24 protein-coding genes and 1 pseudogene are annotated in these 15,704 nt (G+C 68.1%); all 25 read left to right on the top strand.

From position 1 onward, the window contains the following. The first annotated feature begins 26 nt into the window (after positions 1 to 26). Complete coding sequence (gene fusA / locus CFP66_RS20480; RefSeq protein ID WP_094926676.1) at positions 27 to 2,132, top strand: elongation factor G; 2,106 nt, start codon at positions 27 to 29, stop codon at positions 2,130 to 2,132. Positions 2,133 to 2,231: 99 nt separating this feature from the next. Beyond that, positions 2,232 to 3,425, top strand: a complete 1,194-nt coding sequence (tuf, locus tag CFP66_RS20485) for an elongation factor Tu (protein ID WP_094926678.1) — start codon at positions 2,232 to 2,234, stop codon at positions 3,423 to 3,425. 327 nt (positions 3,426 to 3,752) lie between these two features. After that, complete coding sequence (gene rpsJ / locus CFP66_RS20490) at positions 3,753 to 4,058, top strand: 30S ribosomal protein S10 (RefSeq protein WP_040804197.1); 306 nt, start codon at positions 3,753 to 3,755, stop codon at positions 4,056 to 4,058. Positions 4,059 to 4,069: 11 nt separating this feature from the next. Then, entirely contained in the window at positions 4,070 to 4,723 is a 654-nt protein-coding gene (gene rplC, locus CFP66_RS20495) for a 50S ribosomal protein L3 (protein WP_094926680.1), read from the top strand. Beyond that, positions 4,720 to 5,400 (top strand): annotated as a pseudogene (gene rplD / locus CFP66_RS20500) (50S ribosomal protein L4); the annotation flags it as partial. The gene rplC and the pseudogene rplD, both read left to right, overlap by 4 nt. Before the next feature lie 236 nt (positions 5,401 to 5,636). Continuing rightward, positions 5,637 to 5,936 (top strand): 50S ribosomal protein L23, encoded by a 300-nt coding sequence (rplW, locus tag CFP66_RS20505; RefSeq protein WP_094926684.1) that lies wholly within the window; start codon positions 5,637 to 5,639, stop codon positions 5,934 to 5,936. A gap of 16 nt (positions 5,937 to 5,952) precedes the next feature. Beyond that, positions 5,953 to 6,786 carry a 50S ribosomal protein L2 gene (gene rplB, locus CFP66_RS20510; RefSeq protein ID WP_094926686.1) on the top strand — a complete coding sequence of 278 codons (834 nt, stop codon included), beginning with the start codon at positions 5,953 to 5,955 and terminating at the stop codon, positions 6,784 to 6,786. A 15-nt stretch (positions 6,787 to 6,801) separates the two neighbouring features. Further along, positions 6,802 to 7,083: a 30S ribosomal protein S19 gene (rpsS, locus tag CFP66_RS20515; protein WP_062397841.1), complete on the top strand. Its 282-nt coding sequence runs from the start codon at positions 6,802 to 6,804 to the stop codon at positions 7,081 to 7,083. A gap of 38 nt (positions 7,084 to 7,121) precedes the next feature. Further along, complete coding sequence (gene rplV, locus CFP66_RS20520) at positions 7,122 to 7,550, top strand: 50S ribosomal protein L22 (RefSeq protein ID WP_094926688.1); 429 nt, start codon at positions 7,122 to 7,124, stop codon at positions 7,548 to 7,550. After that, entirely contained in the window at positions 7,550 to 8,383 is an 834-nt protein-coding gene (rpsC, locus tag CFP66_RS20525) for a 30S ribosomal protein S3 (RefSeq protein ID WP_094926690.1), read from the top strand. Before rplV ends, rpsC begins: the two co-directional genes overlap by 1 nt. Before the next feature lie 3 nt (positions 8,384 to 8,386). Then, positions 8,387 to 8,806, top strand: coding sequence for a 50S ribosomal protein L16 (rplP, locus tag CFP66_RS20530; protein ID WP_094926692.1), 420 nt, complete (start codon positions 8,387 to 8,389; stop codon positions 8,804 to 8,806). Next, positions 8,806 to 9,051 (top strand): 50S ribosomal protein L29, encoded by a 246-nt coding sequence (gene rpmC / locus CFP66_RS20535; protein ID WP_094926694.1) that lies wholly within the window; start codon positions 8,806 to 8,808, stop codon positions 9,049 to 9,051. Before rplP ends, rpmC begins: the two co-directional genes overlap by 1 nt. Further along, entirely contained in the window at positions 9,048 to 9,335 is a 288-nt protein-coding gene (gene rpsQ / locus CFP66_RS20540) for a 30S ribosomal protein S17 (protein WP_094926696.1), read from the top strand. Before rpmC ends, rpsQ begins: the two co-directional genes overlap by 4 nt. Then, positions 9,332 to 9,700 (top strand): 50S ribosomal protein L14, encoded by a 369-nt coding sequence (rplN, locus tag CFP66_RS20545; protein ID WP_094926698.1) that lies wholly within the window; start codon positions 9,332 to 9,334, stop codon positions 9,698 to 9,700. The genes rpsQ and rplN overlap by 4 nt, the downstream gene beginning before the upstream one ends. 1 nt (position 9,701) lies before the next feature. Continuing rightward, a complete protein-coding gene (gene rplX, locus CFP66_RS20550) occupies positions 9,702 to 10,016 on the top strand; it encodes a 50S ribosomal protein L24 (protein WP_094926700.1) in 315 nt (104 codons plus the stop codon). After that, positions 10,016 to 10,594, top strand: a complete 579-nt coding sequence (gene rplE, locus CFP66_RS20555; RefSeq protein ID WP_094926702.1) for a 50S ribosomal protein L5 — start codon at positions 10,016 to 10,018, stop codon at positions 10,592 to 10,594. The genes rplX and rplE overlap by 1 nt, the downstream gene beginning before the upstream one ends. 1 nt (position 10,595) lies before the next feature. Continuing rightward, positions 10,596 to 10,781, top strand: a complete 186-nt coding sequence (locus CFP66_RS20560) for a type Z 30S ribosomal protein S14 (protein WP_094926704.1) — start codon at positions 10,596 to 10,598, stop codon at positions 10,779 to 10,781. 64 nt (positions 10,782 to 10,845) lie between these two features. Then, on the top strand, positions 10,846 to 11,244 hold the full coding sequence (gene rpsH, locus CFP66_RS20565; RefSeq protein WP_094926706.1) for a 30S ribosomal protein S8: 399 nt from the start codon (positions 10,846 to 10,848) through the stop codon (positions 11,242 to 11,244). Positions 11,245 to 11,257: 13 nt separating this feature from the next. Further along, positions 11,258 to 11,797 (top strand): 50S ribosomal protein L6, encoded by a 540-nt coding sequence (gene rplF / locus CFP66_RS20570; protein ID WP_094926708.1) that lies wholly within the window; start codon positions 11,258 to 11,260, stop codon positions 11,795 to 11,797. Positions 11,798 to 11,799: 2 nt separating this feature from the next. After that, positions 11,800 to 12,204, top strand: coding sequence for a 50S ribosomal protein L18 (gene rplR / locus CFP66_RS20575; protein WP_198961566.1), 405 nt, complete (start codon positions 11,800 to 11,802; stop codon positions 12,202 to 12,204). Between the two features lie 61 nt (positions 12,205 to 12,265). Further along, complete coding sequence (gene rpsE / locus CFP66_RS20580; protein ID WP_094926712.1) at positions 12,266 to 12,898, top strand: 30S ribosomal protein S5; 633 nt, start codon at positions 12,266 to 12,268, stop codon at positions 12,896 to 12,898. Beyond that, positions 12,898 to 13,086: a 50S ribosomal protein L30 gene (gene rpmD, locus CFP66_RS20585; protein WP_094926714.1), complete on the top strand. Its 189-nt coding sequence runs from the start codon at positions 12,898 to 12,900 to the stop codon at positions 13,084 to 13,086. Before rpsE ends, rpmD begins: the two co-directional genes overlap by 1 nt. Further along, on the top strand, positions 13,083 to 13,538 hold the full coding sequence (gene rplO / locus CFP66_RS20590) for a 50S ribosomal protein L15 (protein ID WP_094926716.1): 456 nt from the start codon (positions 13,083 to 13,085) through the stop codon (positions 13,536 to 13,538). Before rpmD ends, rplO begins: the two co-directional genes overlap by 4 nt. A 191-nt stretch (positions 13,539 to 13,729) precedes the next feature. Next, positions 13,730 to 15,037, top strand: coding sequence for a preprotein translocase subunit SecY (gene secY / locus CFP66_RS20595; RefSeq protein WP_094926718.1), 1,308 nt, complete (start codon positions 13,730 to 13,732; stop codon positions 15,035 to 15,037). Positions 15,038 to 15,097: 60 nt separating this feature from the next. Further along, positions 15,098 to 15,652 carry an adenylate kinase gene (locus CFP66_RS20600; RefSeq protein WP_094926720.1) on the top strand — a complete coding sequence of 185 codons (555 nt, stop codon included), beginning with the start codon at positions 15,098 to 15,100 and terminating at the stop codon, positions 15,650 to 15,652. The last annotated feature ends 52 nt before the right edge of the window (positions 15,653 to 15,704 follow it).

The raw sequence follows: 15,704 nt of genomic DNA on the forward strand, positions 1-15,704 counted from the left end.
CGCCAATGACTCAGGAGAGCTGAACTGTGGCACGCGACGTGCTGACGGACCTGAGCAAGGTCCGAAACATCGGCATCATGGCGCACATCGACGCCGGCAAGACCACCACCACCGAGCGGATCCTGTACTACACCGGGATCAACTACAAGATCGGTGAGGTGCACGACGGCGCCGCCACCATGGACTGGATGGAGGAGGAGCAGAAGCGCGGCATCACGATCACGTCGGCCGCCACCACCTGCTTCTGGAAAGACCACCAGATCAACCTGATCGACACCCCCGGGCACGTCGACTTCACCGTCGAGGTGGAGCGCAACCTGCGGGTGCTCGATGGCGCGGTCGCGGTCTTCGACGGCAAGGAAGGCGTGGAGCCGCAGTCCGAGCAGGTCTGGCGGCAGGCCACGAAGTACGACGTCCCCCGCATCTGTTTCGTCAACAAGATGGACAAGCTGGGCGCGGACTTCTACTTCACCGTGCGCACCATCCAGGAGCGCCTGGGTGCCAAGCCGCTGCCGATCCAGCTGCCCATCGGCTCCGAGAGCGAGTTCATCGGCGTCGTCGACCTCATCGGGATGCGCGCGCTCACCTGGCGCGGCGAGGTCAAGATCGGTGAGGACTACACGGTCGAGGAGATCCCGGCCGACCTGCGCGAGCGGGCCGAGGAGTACCGCACGGCGCTCGTCGAGGCCGTCGCCGAGACCGACGACGACCTGATGGAGCGCTACCTCGGTGGCGAGGAGCTCTCGATCGAGGAGATCAAGCTCGGTATCCGGGCGATCGTGAACAACCGCAGTGCCTACCCGGTGCTGTGCGGTTCGGCGTTCAAGAACAAGGGTGTGCAGCCCCTGCTCGACGCCGTGATCGACTACTTGCCGTCGCCGATCGACCTGCCGCCGGTGGAGGGCTTCCTCACCGACGGAGAGACCCCGGCCAGCCGCAAGCCGGAGAAGAGCGAGCCGTTCTCGGCGCTGGCCTTCAAGATCTCGACGCACCCGTTCTTCGGCAAGCTGACCTACATCCGGGTGTACTCGGGCCGGGTCGCCGCGGGCTCCCAGGTCGTCAACTCGACCAAGGACCGCAAGGAGCGCATCGGGAAGATCTTCCAGATGCACGCCAACAAGGAGAACCCGGTCGATGAGGCCATGGTCGGCCACATCTACGCGGTCATCGGGCTGAAGGACACCACCACCGGCGACACCCTGTCCGACGGGCAGGCGCCGATCGTGCTGGAGTCGATGACCTTCCCGGAGCCGGTCATCCAGGTGGCGGTCGAGCCCAAGACCAAGGCCGACCAGGAGAAGCTCTCCACGGCGATCCAGAAGCTGGCCGAGGAGGACCCGACGTTCCAGGTCAGCCTGGACGACGACACCGGCCAGACCATCCTCGCCGGCATGGGTGAGCTGCACCTCGAGGTGCTGGTCAACCGCATGAAGAGCGACTTCAAGGTCGAGGCCAACATCGGCAAGCCGCAGGTGGCCTACCGCGAGACGATCCGCAACACGGTCGCCAAGCACGAGTACACGCACAAGAAGCAGACCGGTGGCTCGGGCCAGTTCGCCCGCGTCATCATCAAGCTCGAGCCGCTCGACACGTCGGCGAGCGACGGCGCGCTGTACGAGTTCGAGAACAAGGTCACGGGCGGTCGCGTCCCGCGGGAGTACATCCCCTCGGTCGACGCAGGCGCCCAGGACGCCATGCAGTACGGCGTCGTGGCCGGGTATCCGCTGGTCGGTATCAAGCTGACGCTGCTCGACGGTCAGTACCACGAGGTCGACTCCTCCGAGATGGCGTTCAAGGTCGCCGGCTCGATGGCGCTCAAGGAGGCCGCACGCAAGGCCTCCCCGGCGCTGCTCGAGCCGATGATGGCCGTCGAGGTCACCACGCCCGAGGACTACATGGGTGACGTGATCGGCGACCTCAACTCCCGCCGTGGCCAGATCCAGGCCATGGAGGAGCGGTCCGGTGCGCGCATCGTCAAGGCGCTGGTGCCGCTCTCGGAGATGTTCGGCTACGTCGGCGACCTGCGGTCGCGGACCCAGGGCCGGGCGAACTACACGATGGTCTTCGACTCCTACGCGGAAGTCCCGACCAACGTGGCCAAGGAAATCATCGCCAAGGCCACGGGCGAGTAAGAGGCGCGAGCCGCGGACCGGTAGCGTCCGCGGCCCGTACCACCCACCGACCTGCCGTCAGCACGGCGGACAAGAACACCAGTCCAGGAGGATCCCCCAGTGGCGAAGGCGAAGTTCGAGCGGACCAAGCCGCACGTCAACATCGGCACGATCGGTCACATCGACCACGGCAAGACCACGCTGACGGCGGCAATCACCAAGGTTCTGCACGACAAGTTCCCGAAGCTGAACGAGGCGTCGGCGTTCGACATGATCGACAAGGCGCCGGAAGAGCGCCAGCGCGGTATCACGATCTCGATCGCGCACGTCGAGTACCAGACCGAGAAGCGGCACTACGCACACGTCGACTGCCCCGGTCACGCCGACTACATCAAGAACATGATCACCGGTGCCGCCCAGATGGACGGCGCGATCCTGGTGGTCGCCGCGACCGACGGCCCGATGCCGCAGACGCGTGAGCACGTGCTGCTCGCCCGTCAGGTGGGCGTGCCCTACATCGTCGTGGCGCTCAACAAGGCCGACATGGTCGACGACGAGGAGATCCTCGAGCTCGTCGAGCTCGAGGTTCGCGAGCTGCTCTCCTCGCAGGACTACCCCGGCGACGACCTGCCGATCGTCCGCGTCTCGGCGCTCAAGGCCCTCGAGGGCGACGCCGAGTGGAGCAAGAACATCCTCGAGCTCATGGATGCGGTCGACGAGGCCGTCCCGGAGCCGGAGCGCGACACCGAGAAGCCGTTCCTCATGCCCGTCGAGGACGTCTTCACGATCACCGGCCGCGGCACCGTGGTCACCGGTCGGGTCGAGCGCGGCATCGTGAAGGTGAACGAGACCGTCGAGATCGTCGGCATCCGCGAGAAGTCGACCTCGACCACCGTCACCGGTGTCGAGATGTTCCGCAAGATCCTCGACGAGGGTCGCGCGGGCGAGAACGTCGGTCTGCTGCTCCGCGGCATCAAGCGCGAGGACGTCGAGCGCGGCCAGGTCGTCGTGAAGCCGAACTCGATCACCCCGCACACCGAGTTCGAGGCGCAGGTCTACATCCTGTCCAAGGACGAGGGTGGCCGGCACACGCCGTTCTTCAACAACTACCGTCCGCAGTTCTACTTCCGGACCACGGACGTGACCGGCGTTGTGACGCTGCCGCAGGGCACCGAGATGGTCATGCCCGGCGACAACACCGCGATCAGCGTCCAGCTGATCCAGCCGATCGCCATGGAGGAGGGCCTGCAGCTCGCCATCCGTGAGGGCGGCCGGACCGTGGGCGCCGGTCAGGTTACGAAGATCAACAAGTAGCAGGCCCCGGTTGAGGACGTCGTACTGCGGTATGGCATCCTTGACGGGTTGCGCGTAGGGCTGCGGCGCGCCCGGACTTTTCGGTCCCCTGGATCGAGCGTTCGAGTGCGCCGCGCCCGCGCGGAGCCCTGGAAGTACAGCCCCTGAGCACAGCCACCCCTCCGGGGGGACGCAAATGGCCCGGGGACCGGTATGAGGTCAGGACGCGACACACCCGACCTCGTGGACCGGAGCCACCACGGGTGAGACCGGAATCGGGCTCCTCGTGCGTGCACCACCCCGGACTCGCGTACATGAGCGGCAGGAAGAAGAGGACGACCGACGACCATGGCGGGACAAAAGATCCGCATCAGGCTCAAGGCCTATGACCACGAGGCCATCGACGCCTCCGCGCGCAAGATCGTCGAGACGGTCACGCGCACGGGGGCTCGGGTCGTCGGGCCGGTGCCACTGCCGACGGAGAAGAACATCTACTGCGTCATCCGATCGCCGCACAAGTACAAGGACTCGCGCGAGCACTTCGAGATGCGCACCCACAAGCGGCTGATCGACATCCTCGACCCGACGCCCAAGACGGTCGACGCGCTCATGCGCATCGACCTGCCGGCCAGCGTCGACGTCAACATCCAGTAGGGCTTGGACCGATGACGGAATCAAAGATCACCGGAATCCTGGGCACGAAGCTCGGGATGACCCAGGTCTTCGACGAGAACAACCGGGTGGTCCCGGTCACCGTGGTCCAGGTGGGCCCGAACGTGGTGACGCAGGTCCGCACGCCGGAGACCGATGGCTACAGGGCGGTGCAGCTCGCCTACGGCGCGATCGACCCGCGCAAGGTGAACAAGCCGCGCACAGGGCACTTCGCCAAGGCCGGCGCCACGCCGCGCCGGCACCTGGTCGAGCTGCGCACGTCCGACGCCGGCGAGTACACCGTCGGCCAGGAGGTCAGCGCCGAGGTGTTCGACGCGGGCGCGGTCGTCGACGTCGTGGGCACGAGCAAGGGCAAGGGCACCGCGGGCGTCATGAAGCGCCACGGTTTCCACGGCCTCGGTGCCAGCCACGGCACGCAGCGCAAGCACCGCTCGCCGGGTTCCATCGGTGGCTGTGCCACCCCTGGCCGGGTGTTCAAGGGCGTGCGGATGGCTGGGCGCATGGGCAACGTGCGCACCACCACGCAGGGCCTCAAGGTGCACCGCGTCGACTCCGACAACGGCCTGCTGCTGATCAAGGGCGCCGTCCCCGGTCCGCGTGGAGGCCTGCTGCTGGTGAAGACGGCTGCGAAGGGTGGTGTGCAGTGAGCAAGGTCGATGTCCTGTCCCCCGAGGGGAAGAAGGGCGGCTCGGTCGAGCTGCCCGCGCACGTCTTCGACGTCACGGCCAACGTGCCGTTGATGCACCAGGTGGTCGTGGCCCAGCAGGCCGCGGCCCGCCAGGGCACGCACGACACGAAGACGCGCGGCGAGGTCCGCGGCGGCGGCAAGAAGCCGTACCGCCAGAAGGGCACCGGCCGGGCGCGCCAGGGCTCCACGCGCGCCCCGCAGTTCGCCGGCGGTGGTGTCGTGCACGGCCCCACGCCGCGCGACTACACCCAGAAGACCCCGAAGAAGATGAAGGCCGCCGCACTGCGGGGCGCCCTGTCGGACCGCGCCCGTGCCGGGCTGGTCCACGTCGTCTCCGAGCTGGTCACCGGCGACACGCCGTCCACGAAGGCCGCCCGCAAGGCGATCGAGGCCGTCACCGGCGACGTCGCGCTGCGTGTGCTCGTGGTGGTCGGTCGCGACGACGAGACCAGCTGGGTCTCGCTGCGCAACCTGCCGACGGTGCACCTGATCACGCCCGACCAGCTGAACACCTACGACGTGCTGGTCAACGATTCGGTGGTCTTCACGCGCGAGGCGCTCGACGCGTTCCTCGCCGGCCCGATCGCCACGCCGAAGGCGGCGGTCGCCAAGGCCATCGCCCGCGAGAGCGAGGTGGCGGCCGAGAGCGCGCCGGCCGAGGGTCCGCACGGGCCGCAGAGCCACGCGCCGTTGGCCGACGGGTCGCAGCCCGAGGGCTTCCCCGTGAAGGGCAACGCCGACTCGATGCTCTATCACGTGCCGGGCAGCTCGTTCTACGCCCGCACCGAGGCCGAGGTGTGGTTCGCCTCCGCCGAGGCAGCGGAGGCGGCGGGTTTCCAGGCCCCGCCGTCGCAGCGCAAGGAGGCTGACAAGTGATCCCCGACCCGCGCGACGTCCTGCTCGCGCCGGTGGTGTCGGAGAAGAGCTACGGGCTGCTCGAGGAGCGCCAGTACACCTTCGTCGTGGCACCGCACGCGAACAAGACCGAGATCAAGATCGCCGTGGAGAAGGTGTTCGGGGTCAAGGTGCTCAGCGTCAACACGCTGAACCGCCCCGGCAAGCGCAAGCGCGCCCGCACCGGCTACGGCAAGCGCAAGGACACCAAGCGCGCCATCGTCACGCTCTCCGCGGAGAGCCGGACGATCGACGTGTTCGGCGGCCGGGCGAGCTGAGGGGCTGACGACACATATGGGCATCCGTAAGTACAAGCCGACGACCCCGGGTCGCCGCGGTTCGAGCGTCTCGGACTTCGCCGAGATCACGCGCTCGACGCCCGAGAAGTCGCTGGTCCGCCCCCTGCACAGCAAGGGCGGCCGCAACGTGCACGGGCGGGTCACCACCCGGCACCAGGGCGGTGGGCACAAGCGCGCCTACCGGCTGATCGACTTCCGGCGCAACGACAAGGACGGCGTTCCGGCCACCGTCGCGCACATCGAGTACGACCCGAACCGCACCAGCCGCATCGCGCTGCTGCACTACGCCGACGGCGAGAAGCGCTACATCCTCGCGCCTGCCCGGCTGAAGCAGGGCGACAAGGTGGAGGCCGGTCCCCGTGCCGACATCAAGGTCGGCAACAACCTGCCGCTGCGCAACATCCCGACCGGCACCGTGATCCACGCGATCGAGCTCCGCCCCGGCGGCGGCGCGAAGATCGCGCGGTCGGCCGGCTCGGGCGTGCAGCTGGTGGCCAAGGACGGCCCCTACGCGCAGCTGCGCATGCCGTCGGGCGAGATCCGCAACGTCGACGTGCGCTGCCGCGCCACCGTCGGCGAGGTGGGCAACGCCGACCACTCCAACATCAACTGGGGTAAGGCGGGCCGCATGCGGTGGAAGGGCAAGCGCCCGACCGTCCGCGGTGTCGCCATGAACCCGGTCGACCACCCGCACGGTGGTGGTGAGGGCAAGACCTCCGGTGGTCGCCACCCGGTCAACCCCGCGGGCAAGCCCGAGGGGCGCACCCGCCGCACCAAGCCGTCCGACAAGTTGATCGTCCGCCGGCGTCGCACCGGCAAGAAGCGCTGAGCAGGGAGGTAAAAGATGCCGCGCAGCCTGAAGAAGGGCCCGTTCGTGGATGACCACCTGCTCAAGAAGGTGGACGTCCTCAACGAGTCGGGCAAGAAGACCGTCATCAGGACCTGGTCCCGTCGGTCCACGATCATCCCCGACATGATCGGCCACACGATTGCGGTGCACGACGGCCGCAAGCACGTGCCGGTCTTCGTGTCGGACTCGATGGTGGGCCACAAGCTGGGGGAGTTCGCACCCACGCGGACCTTCCGGGGCCACATCAAGGACGACCGCAAGGCGCGTAGGCGCTGAGCTGGCAACCGAGTAGCGACTAGGAAGGGTGGAGAGACATGGCTGAGACAACCAGCCAGAGCCCTGCCGCGCTCGAGCCAGCTCGAGCGCGTGCGGTGGCGCGGTACGTGCACATGTCGCCGACCAAGGTTCGGCGCGTCGTTGCGCTGATCAAGGACCGGTCGGTGCAGGAGGCTCTGGACATCCTGCGGTTCTCGCCGCAGGCCGCGGCGGAGCCGCTGTTCAAGGTCGTGGCGAGCGCTGCGGCCAACGCGGAGAACAACCTCGACCTGGATCGCGACACCCTCGTGGTGGCCGCGGCCTACGCCGACGAGGGCCCGACGCTCAAGCGCATCCGACCGCGGGCCCAGGGCCGCGCGTACCGGATCCGCAAGCGCACGAGCCACATCACCGTCGAGGTCGAGTCCCAGCCGGATGCGAAGAAGGCCGGCAGGGGCGCTCGCGGTGCGAAGGGGAGGGCCCGGTAATGGGTCAGAAGATCAACCCGCACGGCTTCCGGCTCGGGATCACCACCGACTGGAAGTCGCGCTGGTACGCCGACAAGCAGTACGCCGAGTACGTCAAGGAGGACGTCGAGATCCGCCGCATGCTCTCCAAGGGCATGGAGCGGGCCGGCATCTCCAAGGTCGAGATCGAGCGCACCCGGGACCGCGTGCGTGTGGACATCCACACGGCCCGTCCGGGCATCGTGATCGGCCGCCGTGGCGCCGAGGCCGACCGCATTCGCGGCCAGCTCGAGAAGCTGACCAAGAAGCAGGTCCAGCTCAACATCCTCGAGGTCAAGAACTCCGAGTCGGACGCGCAGCTCGTCGCGCAGGGCGTGGCCGAGCAGCTGTCCAACCGTGTGGCCTTCCGCCGCGCGATGCGCAAGGCCATGCAGTCGGCCATGCGCTCGCCGCAGGTGAAGGGCATCCGCGTGCAGTGCTCGGGCCGCCTGGGTGGCGCCGAGATGTCGCGCTCGGAGTTCTACCGCGAGGGTCGGGTGCCGCTGCACACGCTGCGCGCCGACATCGACTACGGCCTGTTCGAGGCCCGCACCACGTTCGGCCGTATCGGCGTGAAGGTGTGGATCTACAAGGGCGACGTGGTCGGCGGACGCCGTGAAGGCGCTCCTGCCGCTGCGGCTCCCGACCGTCCCCGCCGGGAGCGCCCGCAGCGGCGCCGCTCGGGTGCCTCGGGCACCACGGGTTCGGGCGGCACCGAGGCCGGCCGCGCCGCAGCCGAGCAGTCCATCGGCACGGCCACCGCCACCGGCACCGCCACCGCCACGGCGGAGCCCGAGCAGGGTGGGGGGAGCTGAGCCATGCTGATCCCCCGCAAGGTCAAGCACCGCAAGCAGCACCGCCCGCACCGCACCGGCCTGGCCACCGGCGGCACTCGCGTGTCGTTCGGTGACTTCGGGATCCAGGCGCTCGAGCCTGCCTACATCACCAACCGGCAGATCGAGTCCGCCCGTATCGCCATCAACCGGCACATCCGTCGTGGCGGCAAGGTCTGGATCAACGTGTTCCCGGACCGCCCCCTGACGAAGAAGCCGGCCGAGACCCGCATGGGTTCCGGCAAGGGCTCGCCGGAGAAGTGGGTGGCCAACATCAAGCCCGGCCGGGTTCTGTTCGAGATGAGCTACCCGAACGAGCAGACGGCCCGCGAGGCACTGCGCCGCGCGATCCACAAGCTGCCGATGAAGTGCCGGATCGTGACCCGTGAGGGTGGTGACATCTGATGGCCGCGTCGACGACGAACGCCGCCGAGCTGCGTGAGCTCTCCGACGAGGAGCTCGTGCTCCGCGTGCGGGAGGCCAAGGAGGAGCTGTTCAACCTCCGGTTCCAGATGGCCACCGGGCAGATGGACAACAACCGGCGGCTGCGTACCGTCCGGCACGACATCGCGCGGATCTACACGATCATGCGTGAGCGCGAGCTGGGCCTCTCGGCCGCCCCCGATGAGAGTGACGAGGGCGCGGCATGAGCGAGACGGGTAACACGCCGCCGAAGACGGTGGAGCGTGCGGAGCGCAAGGTCCGTGAGGGCCTCGTCGTCTCCGACAAGATGGACAAGACGATCGTGGTCACTCTCGAGGACCGCGTGAAGCACCGCATGTACGGCAAGGTCATCCGCCGGACGAGCAAGGTGAAGGCGCACGACGAGGCCAACACGGCCGGCGTCGGTGACCGCGTCCGGCTGATGGAGACCCGCCCGCTGTCTGCCACCAAGCGGTGGCGGCTGGTGGAGATCGTGGAGAAGGCGAAGTGATCCAGCAGGAGTCGCGGCTGCGTGTCGCCGACAACACCGGTGCCAAGGAGATCCTGTGCATCCGGGTGCTGGGTGGCTCGGGACGCCGGTACGCAGGCATCGGCGACATCATCGTCGCCACGGTGAAGGACGCGATCCCGGCCGCCGGGGTGAAGCGCGGTGACGTGGTCAAGGCCGTCATCGTGCGCACCGTCAAGGAGCGGCGGCGCCCGGACGGCAGCTACATCCGGTTCGACGAGAACGCGGCTGTGCTGATCCGGGACAACAACGAGCCGCGAGGGACCCGCATCTTCGGCCCGGTCGGTCGTGAGCTGCGCGACAAGCGGTTCATGCGGATCATCTCCCTCGCCCCGGAGGTGCTCTGACATGAAGATCAAGAAGGGCGACACCGTGCAGGTGATCGCCGGCAAGGACAAGGGCGCCAAGGGCAAGGTCATCCAGTCCTACCCGGACAAGGACCGTGTTCTGGTCGAGGGCGTGAACCGGATCAAGAAGCACACCCGGGTCACGCAGAACCAGCGCGGTGCGCAGTCCGGCGGGATCGTCACCACCGAGGCCGCCATCCACGTCTCGAACGTGATGCTGGTCGACGGCGACGGCAAGCCCACGCGCGTCGGCAAGAAGGTCACGGACGAGGGCAAGCGCGTCCGGATCTCCCGGCGTTCCGGGAAGGAGCTGTAATGACCGCACCCACCGATGTGGCTGCCGAGCGCGTCGCGCCCCGCCTCAAGCAGCGCTACGCCGACGAGATCAAGGGCGAGCTGCGTGAGCAGTTCTCCTTCGCCAACGTCATGCAGGTCCCCGGCGTCGTGAAGGTCGTCGTCAACATGGGCGTCGGCGACGCCGCCCGCGACGGCAAGCTGATCGACGGCGCCGTGCGCGACCTGGCCACGATCACCGGCCAGAAGCCGCAGGTCCGCCGGGCCACCAAGTCCATCGCCCAGTTCAAGCTGCGCGAGGGCATGCCCATCGGGGCGAAGGTGACCCTGCGCGGCGACCGCATGTGGGAGTTCCTCGACCGTCTGCTGACGATCGCGCTGCCCCGCATCCGCGACTTCCGCGGGCTCGCGCCCACGCAGTTCGACGGCCGGGGCAACTACACCTTCGGGTTGACCGAGCAGTCGATGTTCCACGAGATCGACCCGGACACGATCGACCGGCCTCGCGGCATGGATATCACGGTCGTCACCACGGCCACGAACGACGAGGAAGGCCGGGCGCTGCTGCGCAAGCTCGGTTTCCCGTTCAAGGAGGCGTGAGATGGCCAAGAAGGCTCTGAGAATCAAGGCCGCGAGCAAGCCGAAGTTTGCGGTCCGCGGGTACACCCGCTGCCAGAAGTGCGGGCGGCCGCGCGCCGTCCTGCGCAAGTTCGGTCTCTGCCGGATCTGCGTGCGCGAGATGGCGCACGCCGGTCAGCTGCCGGGCGTCCACAAGAGCAGCTGGTAAGCCACCCCCTCTGAACACTGCAGGCCCCGCGAGGGGAACCACGGTGGGAAAGCAGTGACGTCACATGACGATGACCGACCCCATCGCAGACATGCTCACGCGTCTGCGCAACGCCAATTCGGCCTACCACGACCAGGTGGTCATGCCGCACTCCAAGCTGAAGGTGGCGATCGCGGAGATCCTCCAGAAGGAGGGCTACATCGCCGCGCACCACGTCGAGGACGCCACCGTCGGCCAGTCCCTGGTCGTCGAGCTGAAGTACGGGCGCAACCGTGAGCGCAGCATCGCCGGTCTGCGACGAGTCTCGAAGCCCGGCCTGCGGGTGTACGCCAAGAACACGAACCTGCCCCGGGTCCTCGGTGGCCTCGGCGTCGCGATCATCTCGACGTCGAGCGGTCTGCAGACCGATCAGCAGGCCAAGAAGAACGGCGTGGGCGGGGAAGTCCTCGCCTACGTCTGGTGAGGGGGTAGGAGACATGTCCCGTATCGGGAAGCTTCCCGTCACCGTGCCGTCCGGGGTGGACGTCACCATCGACGGTCGCACAGTGGTCGTCAAGGGTCCGAAGGGCACCCTGTCGCACACCGTGATCGAACCGATCACGGTCGAGCGCGGGGACGACGGCAGCATCGTCGTGAACCGTCCGGACGACGAGCGCAAGAGCAAGGCCTACCACGGTCTGTCGCGCACGCTCGTCAACAACCTGGTCGTCGGCGTGACCTCCGGCTACGAGAAGCGGCTGGAGATCCACGGCGTCGGTTACCGCGTCGCGCTGAAGGGTTCGAACCTCGAGTTCGCGCTGGGCTTCAGCCACCCGGTGGTCATCGAGCCGCCGGAGGGCATCACCTTCGCGGTGGAGTCGCCCACCCGGTTCTCGGTGAGCGGCATCGAGAAGCAGCTGGTCGGCGAGACCGCGGCGAACATCCGCAAGATCCGCAAGCCCGAGCCGTACAAGGGCAAGGGTGTGCGGTACGCGGGCGAGAACGTCCGTCGCAAGGTCGGAAAGACGGGTAAGTGATCATGGCCGAGACGATTTCCGCCAACGCCCGGAAGCGCACTGCTTCCCAGGTGTCGGCCAAGCGCCGTGCCGCACGCTCCCGTCGGCACACCCGGCTGCGCAAGAAGGTCATCGGCAGTGCCGAGCGGCCGCGCCTCGCAGTCCACCGCAGCGCCCGCAACATCGTGGTGCAGCTCGTCGACGACGTCGCGGGCCGCACCCTTGCGGCGGCCTCGACGCTCGAGGCCGACGTCCGCGCGCTGGACGGCGACAAGAAGGCCCGCGCGGCGAAGGTCGGCGAGTTGCTCGCCGCCCGTGGCCGCGAGGCCGGCGTCACCGCCGTGGTCTTCGACCGGGGTGGCTACGACTACCACGGTCGCATCGCGGCGCTTGCCGACGCCGCCCGCGAAGGTGGGCTGGAGTTCTGATGATCACCGAACGGACGACCTGCTCTCAGGGTCGGACCACGAGTACTGAAGGGAACGTCTGATGCCGGGACGCGCACGGCGTGACGGCGGAGGCCCCGGGGGCAGCGGCGACAACCGCGACCGCCGGGACCGCCGGGACGGAGGCCGTGGCGGGGCGGCCCAGGACAAGACCCCGTACATCGAGCGACTGGTCACGATCAACCGCGTGGCCAAGGTCGTCAAGGGCGGCCGGCGCTTCAGCTTCACCGCGCTGATGATCGTCGGCGACGGCGACGGCATGGTCGGTGTCGGCTACGGCAAGGCCAAGGAGGTGCCGGCCGCGATCGCCAAGGGCGTGGAGGAGGCGAAGAAGAACTTCTTCCGCATCCCCCGCATCGGCGGCACGATCGTGCACCGCGTGCAGGGCGAGGCCGCTGCCGGCGTCGTGCTGCTGCGCCCGGCGAGCCCCGGTACCGGTGTCATCGCCGGCGGTCCGGTGCGCGCCGTGCTGGAGTGCGCCGGCATCCACGACATCCTCTCGAAGTCGCTGGGCAGCGACAACGCGATCAACATCGTGCACGCCACGGTGGACGCGCTGAAGCAGATCCAGCGTCCCGAGGAGGTGGCGGCCCGTCGCGGCCTGCCGCTCGAGGACGTCGCCCCGGCCCACATGCTGCGTGCCCGGGCGGCCGCGGCCCAGGGTGCGAGGTCGTGATGGCCAAGCTCGTCATCACGCAGGTCCGCAGCACCATCGGCTGCAAGCAGAACCAGCGCGCCACCCTGCTCTCGCTCGGGTTGCGCAAGATCCGCCAGCAGGTCGAGCGGGACGACAACCCGCAGATCCGCGGGATGATCAAGACCGTTCGCCACCTGGTGACGGTCGAGGAGGTGAGCTCATCATGACCGAGCCCACGATCAAGATCCACCACCTTCGCCCCGCGCCGGGCTCCAAGACCGCCAAGACCCGCGTCGGACGCGGTGAGGGCGGCAAGCGCGGCAAGACCGCCGGGCGCGGCACCAAGGGAACGAAGGCTCGCAAGACGGTCTCGCCCGCCTTCGAGGGTGGCCAGATGCCGCTGCACATGCGGCTTCCGAAGCTCAAGGGCTTCAAGAACCGGTTCCGTGTGGAGTACCAGGTGGTGAACGTGGGCGACCTCGCCCAGCTGTTCCCGCAGGGTGGCACGGTGGGCCCGGACGACCTGGTCGCGGCCGGCGCGGTCCGGCGCAACCAGCTCGTCAAGGTGCTCGGCACCGGCGACCTGGACGGTGTCACGCTCACCGTCACCGCGCACGCGTTCTCCGGCAGTGCCCGTGACAAGATCACGGCCGCCGGCGGCACGGTCACGGAGCTCTAGTAGGCCCTGTCCGTTCGGTGCGGACCGGCGTGTGTCCACGCCGGTCCGTGCCGTGCGGGTCGGAGGGCCGCTGTTAGAGTCGGTTCCGCCCGGATCCCGTTGCCGTCAGGTGACCGCCGGGCGGGCGTCGCGTCCGCTCGCGACCAACGGGTTCGGAGTGGACCGGGCCACCAGTACAGGAGGATCACCGAGTGCTCAGCGCTTTGCGATCGGCACTGACCACGCCGGACCTGCGGAAGAAGATCCTCTTCACGCTCGGCATCGTGGCGGTATACCGGCTCGGGGCGATGATCCCGTCGCCCGGTGTCTCCTACCCGAACATCCAGCAGTGCCTGGATCAGGTGGAGCAGAGTGACAACTCGAGCGTCTACTCGCTGATCAACCTGTTCTCCGGCGGCGCGCTCCTCCAGCTGTCGATCTTCGCCTTGGGCATCATGCCCTACATCACGGCGAGCATCATCGTCCAGCTGCTCACCGTTGTCATCCCGCGGTTCGAGCAGCTGAAGAAGGAAGGGCAGTCGGGTCAGAACAAGCTGACCCAGTACACCCGCTACCTCACGATCGCGCTCGCCATCCTGCAGGCCACCGGCATCGTCGCGCTCGCCGATCGCGGCCAGCTGTTCGCGAACTGCTCCCTGCCGGTGATCCCCGAATCCACGATCTGGCAGCTGTCGGTCATCGTCATCGTGATGACGGCGGGCACGGCGATCATCATGTGGCTGGGCGAGCAGGTCACCGAGCGCGGCATCGGCAACGGCATGTCGCTGCTGATCTTCGCCTCGATCGCGGCGCGCATCCCGGCCGAGGGCGCCAACATCCTCCAGCAGGGCGGGCTCGTCTTCGCCGGCATCTGCTTCTTCGGGCTGGCCATCATCGCGAGCGTCGTGTTCGTCGAGCAGGGCCAGCGCCGCATCCCGGTGCAGTACGCGAAGCGCATGGTGGGTCGTCGCATGTACGGCGGCACGTCCACCTACCTGCCGCTGAAGGTCAACCAGGCCGGCGTCATCCCGGTGATCTTCGGTTCGTCGTTGCTGTACCTGCCGGACCTCGTCTCGCGGCTCGCCGGCACCAGTGGCGGCGGCTTCCAGCAGTTCGTGCAGACCTATCTGGTCGACCAGTCGAGCTGGGTGCACATTCTCCTGTACATCGCGCTGATCATTTTCTTCACGTACTTCTACGTCGGCATCACGTTCAACCCCGAGGAACGTGCCGACGAGATGAAGAAGTTCGGGGGCTTCATCCCGGGCATCCGGCCCGGTCGGCCCACCGCCGAGTACCTGCAGTTCGTCCTCTCGCGCATCACGCTCCCCGGCTCGCTGTACCTCGGCATCGTCGCCGTGCTGCCGAACTTCTTCCTCGGCATCACCGGCTCGGGCCAGAACCAGAACTTCCCCTTCGGGGGCACAGCCGTGCTGATCATGGTTGGTGTGGGCCTCGACACCGTCAAACAGATCGAGAGCCAGCTCATGCAGCGCAAGTACGACGGCTTCCTGCGTTAGCGTTCTGGGATCGGTCGGTCGTGTTCGGTTCGGGTGTCGAGTTCAGGAGGTCGGTGTCGCGTGCGTCTCGTTCTGGTCGGTCCACCAGGCGCGGGCAAGGGCACCCAGGCGGTGCGTCTCGCGGAGCGTCTGGACATTCCCCACATCTCCACGGGTGACCTGTTCCGTGCCAACCTCCAGTCGGGTGCGGAGACGCCGCTCGGGCTCGAGGCCAAGCGGTACATGGACGCCGGTGACCTCGTTCCGGACGCGGTCACGGTCGCCATGGTGCGTGAGCGCCTCGCCGAGGACGACGCCGGCAAGGGCTTCATCCTCGACGGCTTCCCGCGCAACCTGAGCCAGGCCTCGTCGCTCGAGCAGCTGCTCACCGAGCGCGGGGAGGCCATCGACTCGGTCGTCGAGTTCCAGGTGCCGGAGGAGGAGCTGGTGCAGCGGCTCCTCGGCCGCGGCCGCAACGACGACACCGAGGACGTCATCCGGCGGCGCCAGCAGGTCTACCGCGACGAGACCGCCCCGCTGCTCGCGCACTACGGCGACCGGCTGATCACGATCGACGCCGTCGGGTCCGTGGAGCAGATCACCGACCGCGTGGCCGACGCGCTCCGGTCGCGATGAGCGAGCTTGCGAGCGAATCAATGTCACAGCCCTTGCGGGAAGCGCCGGCCGA

Source organism: Pseudonocardia sp. MH-G8 (assembly GCF_002262885.1).
Classification (GTDB): Bacteria; Actinomycetota; Actinomycetes; order Mycobacteriales; family Pseudonocardiaceae; genus Pseudonocardia.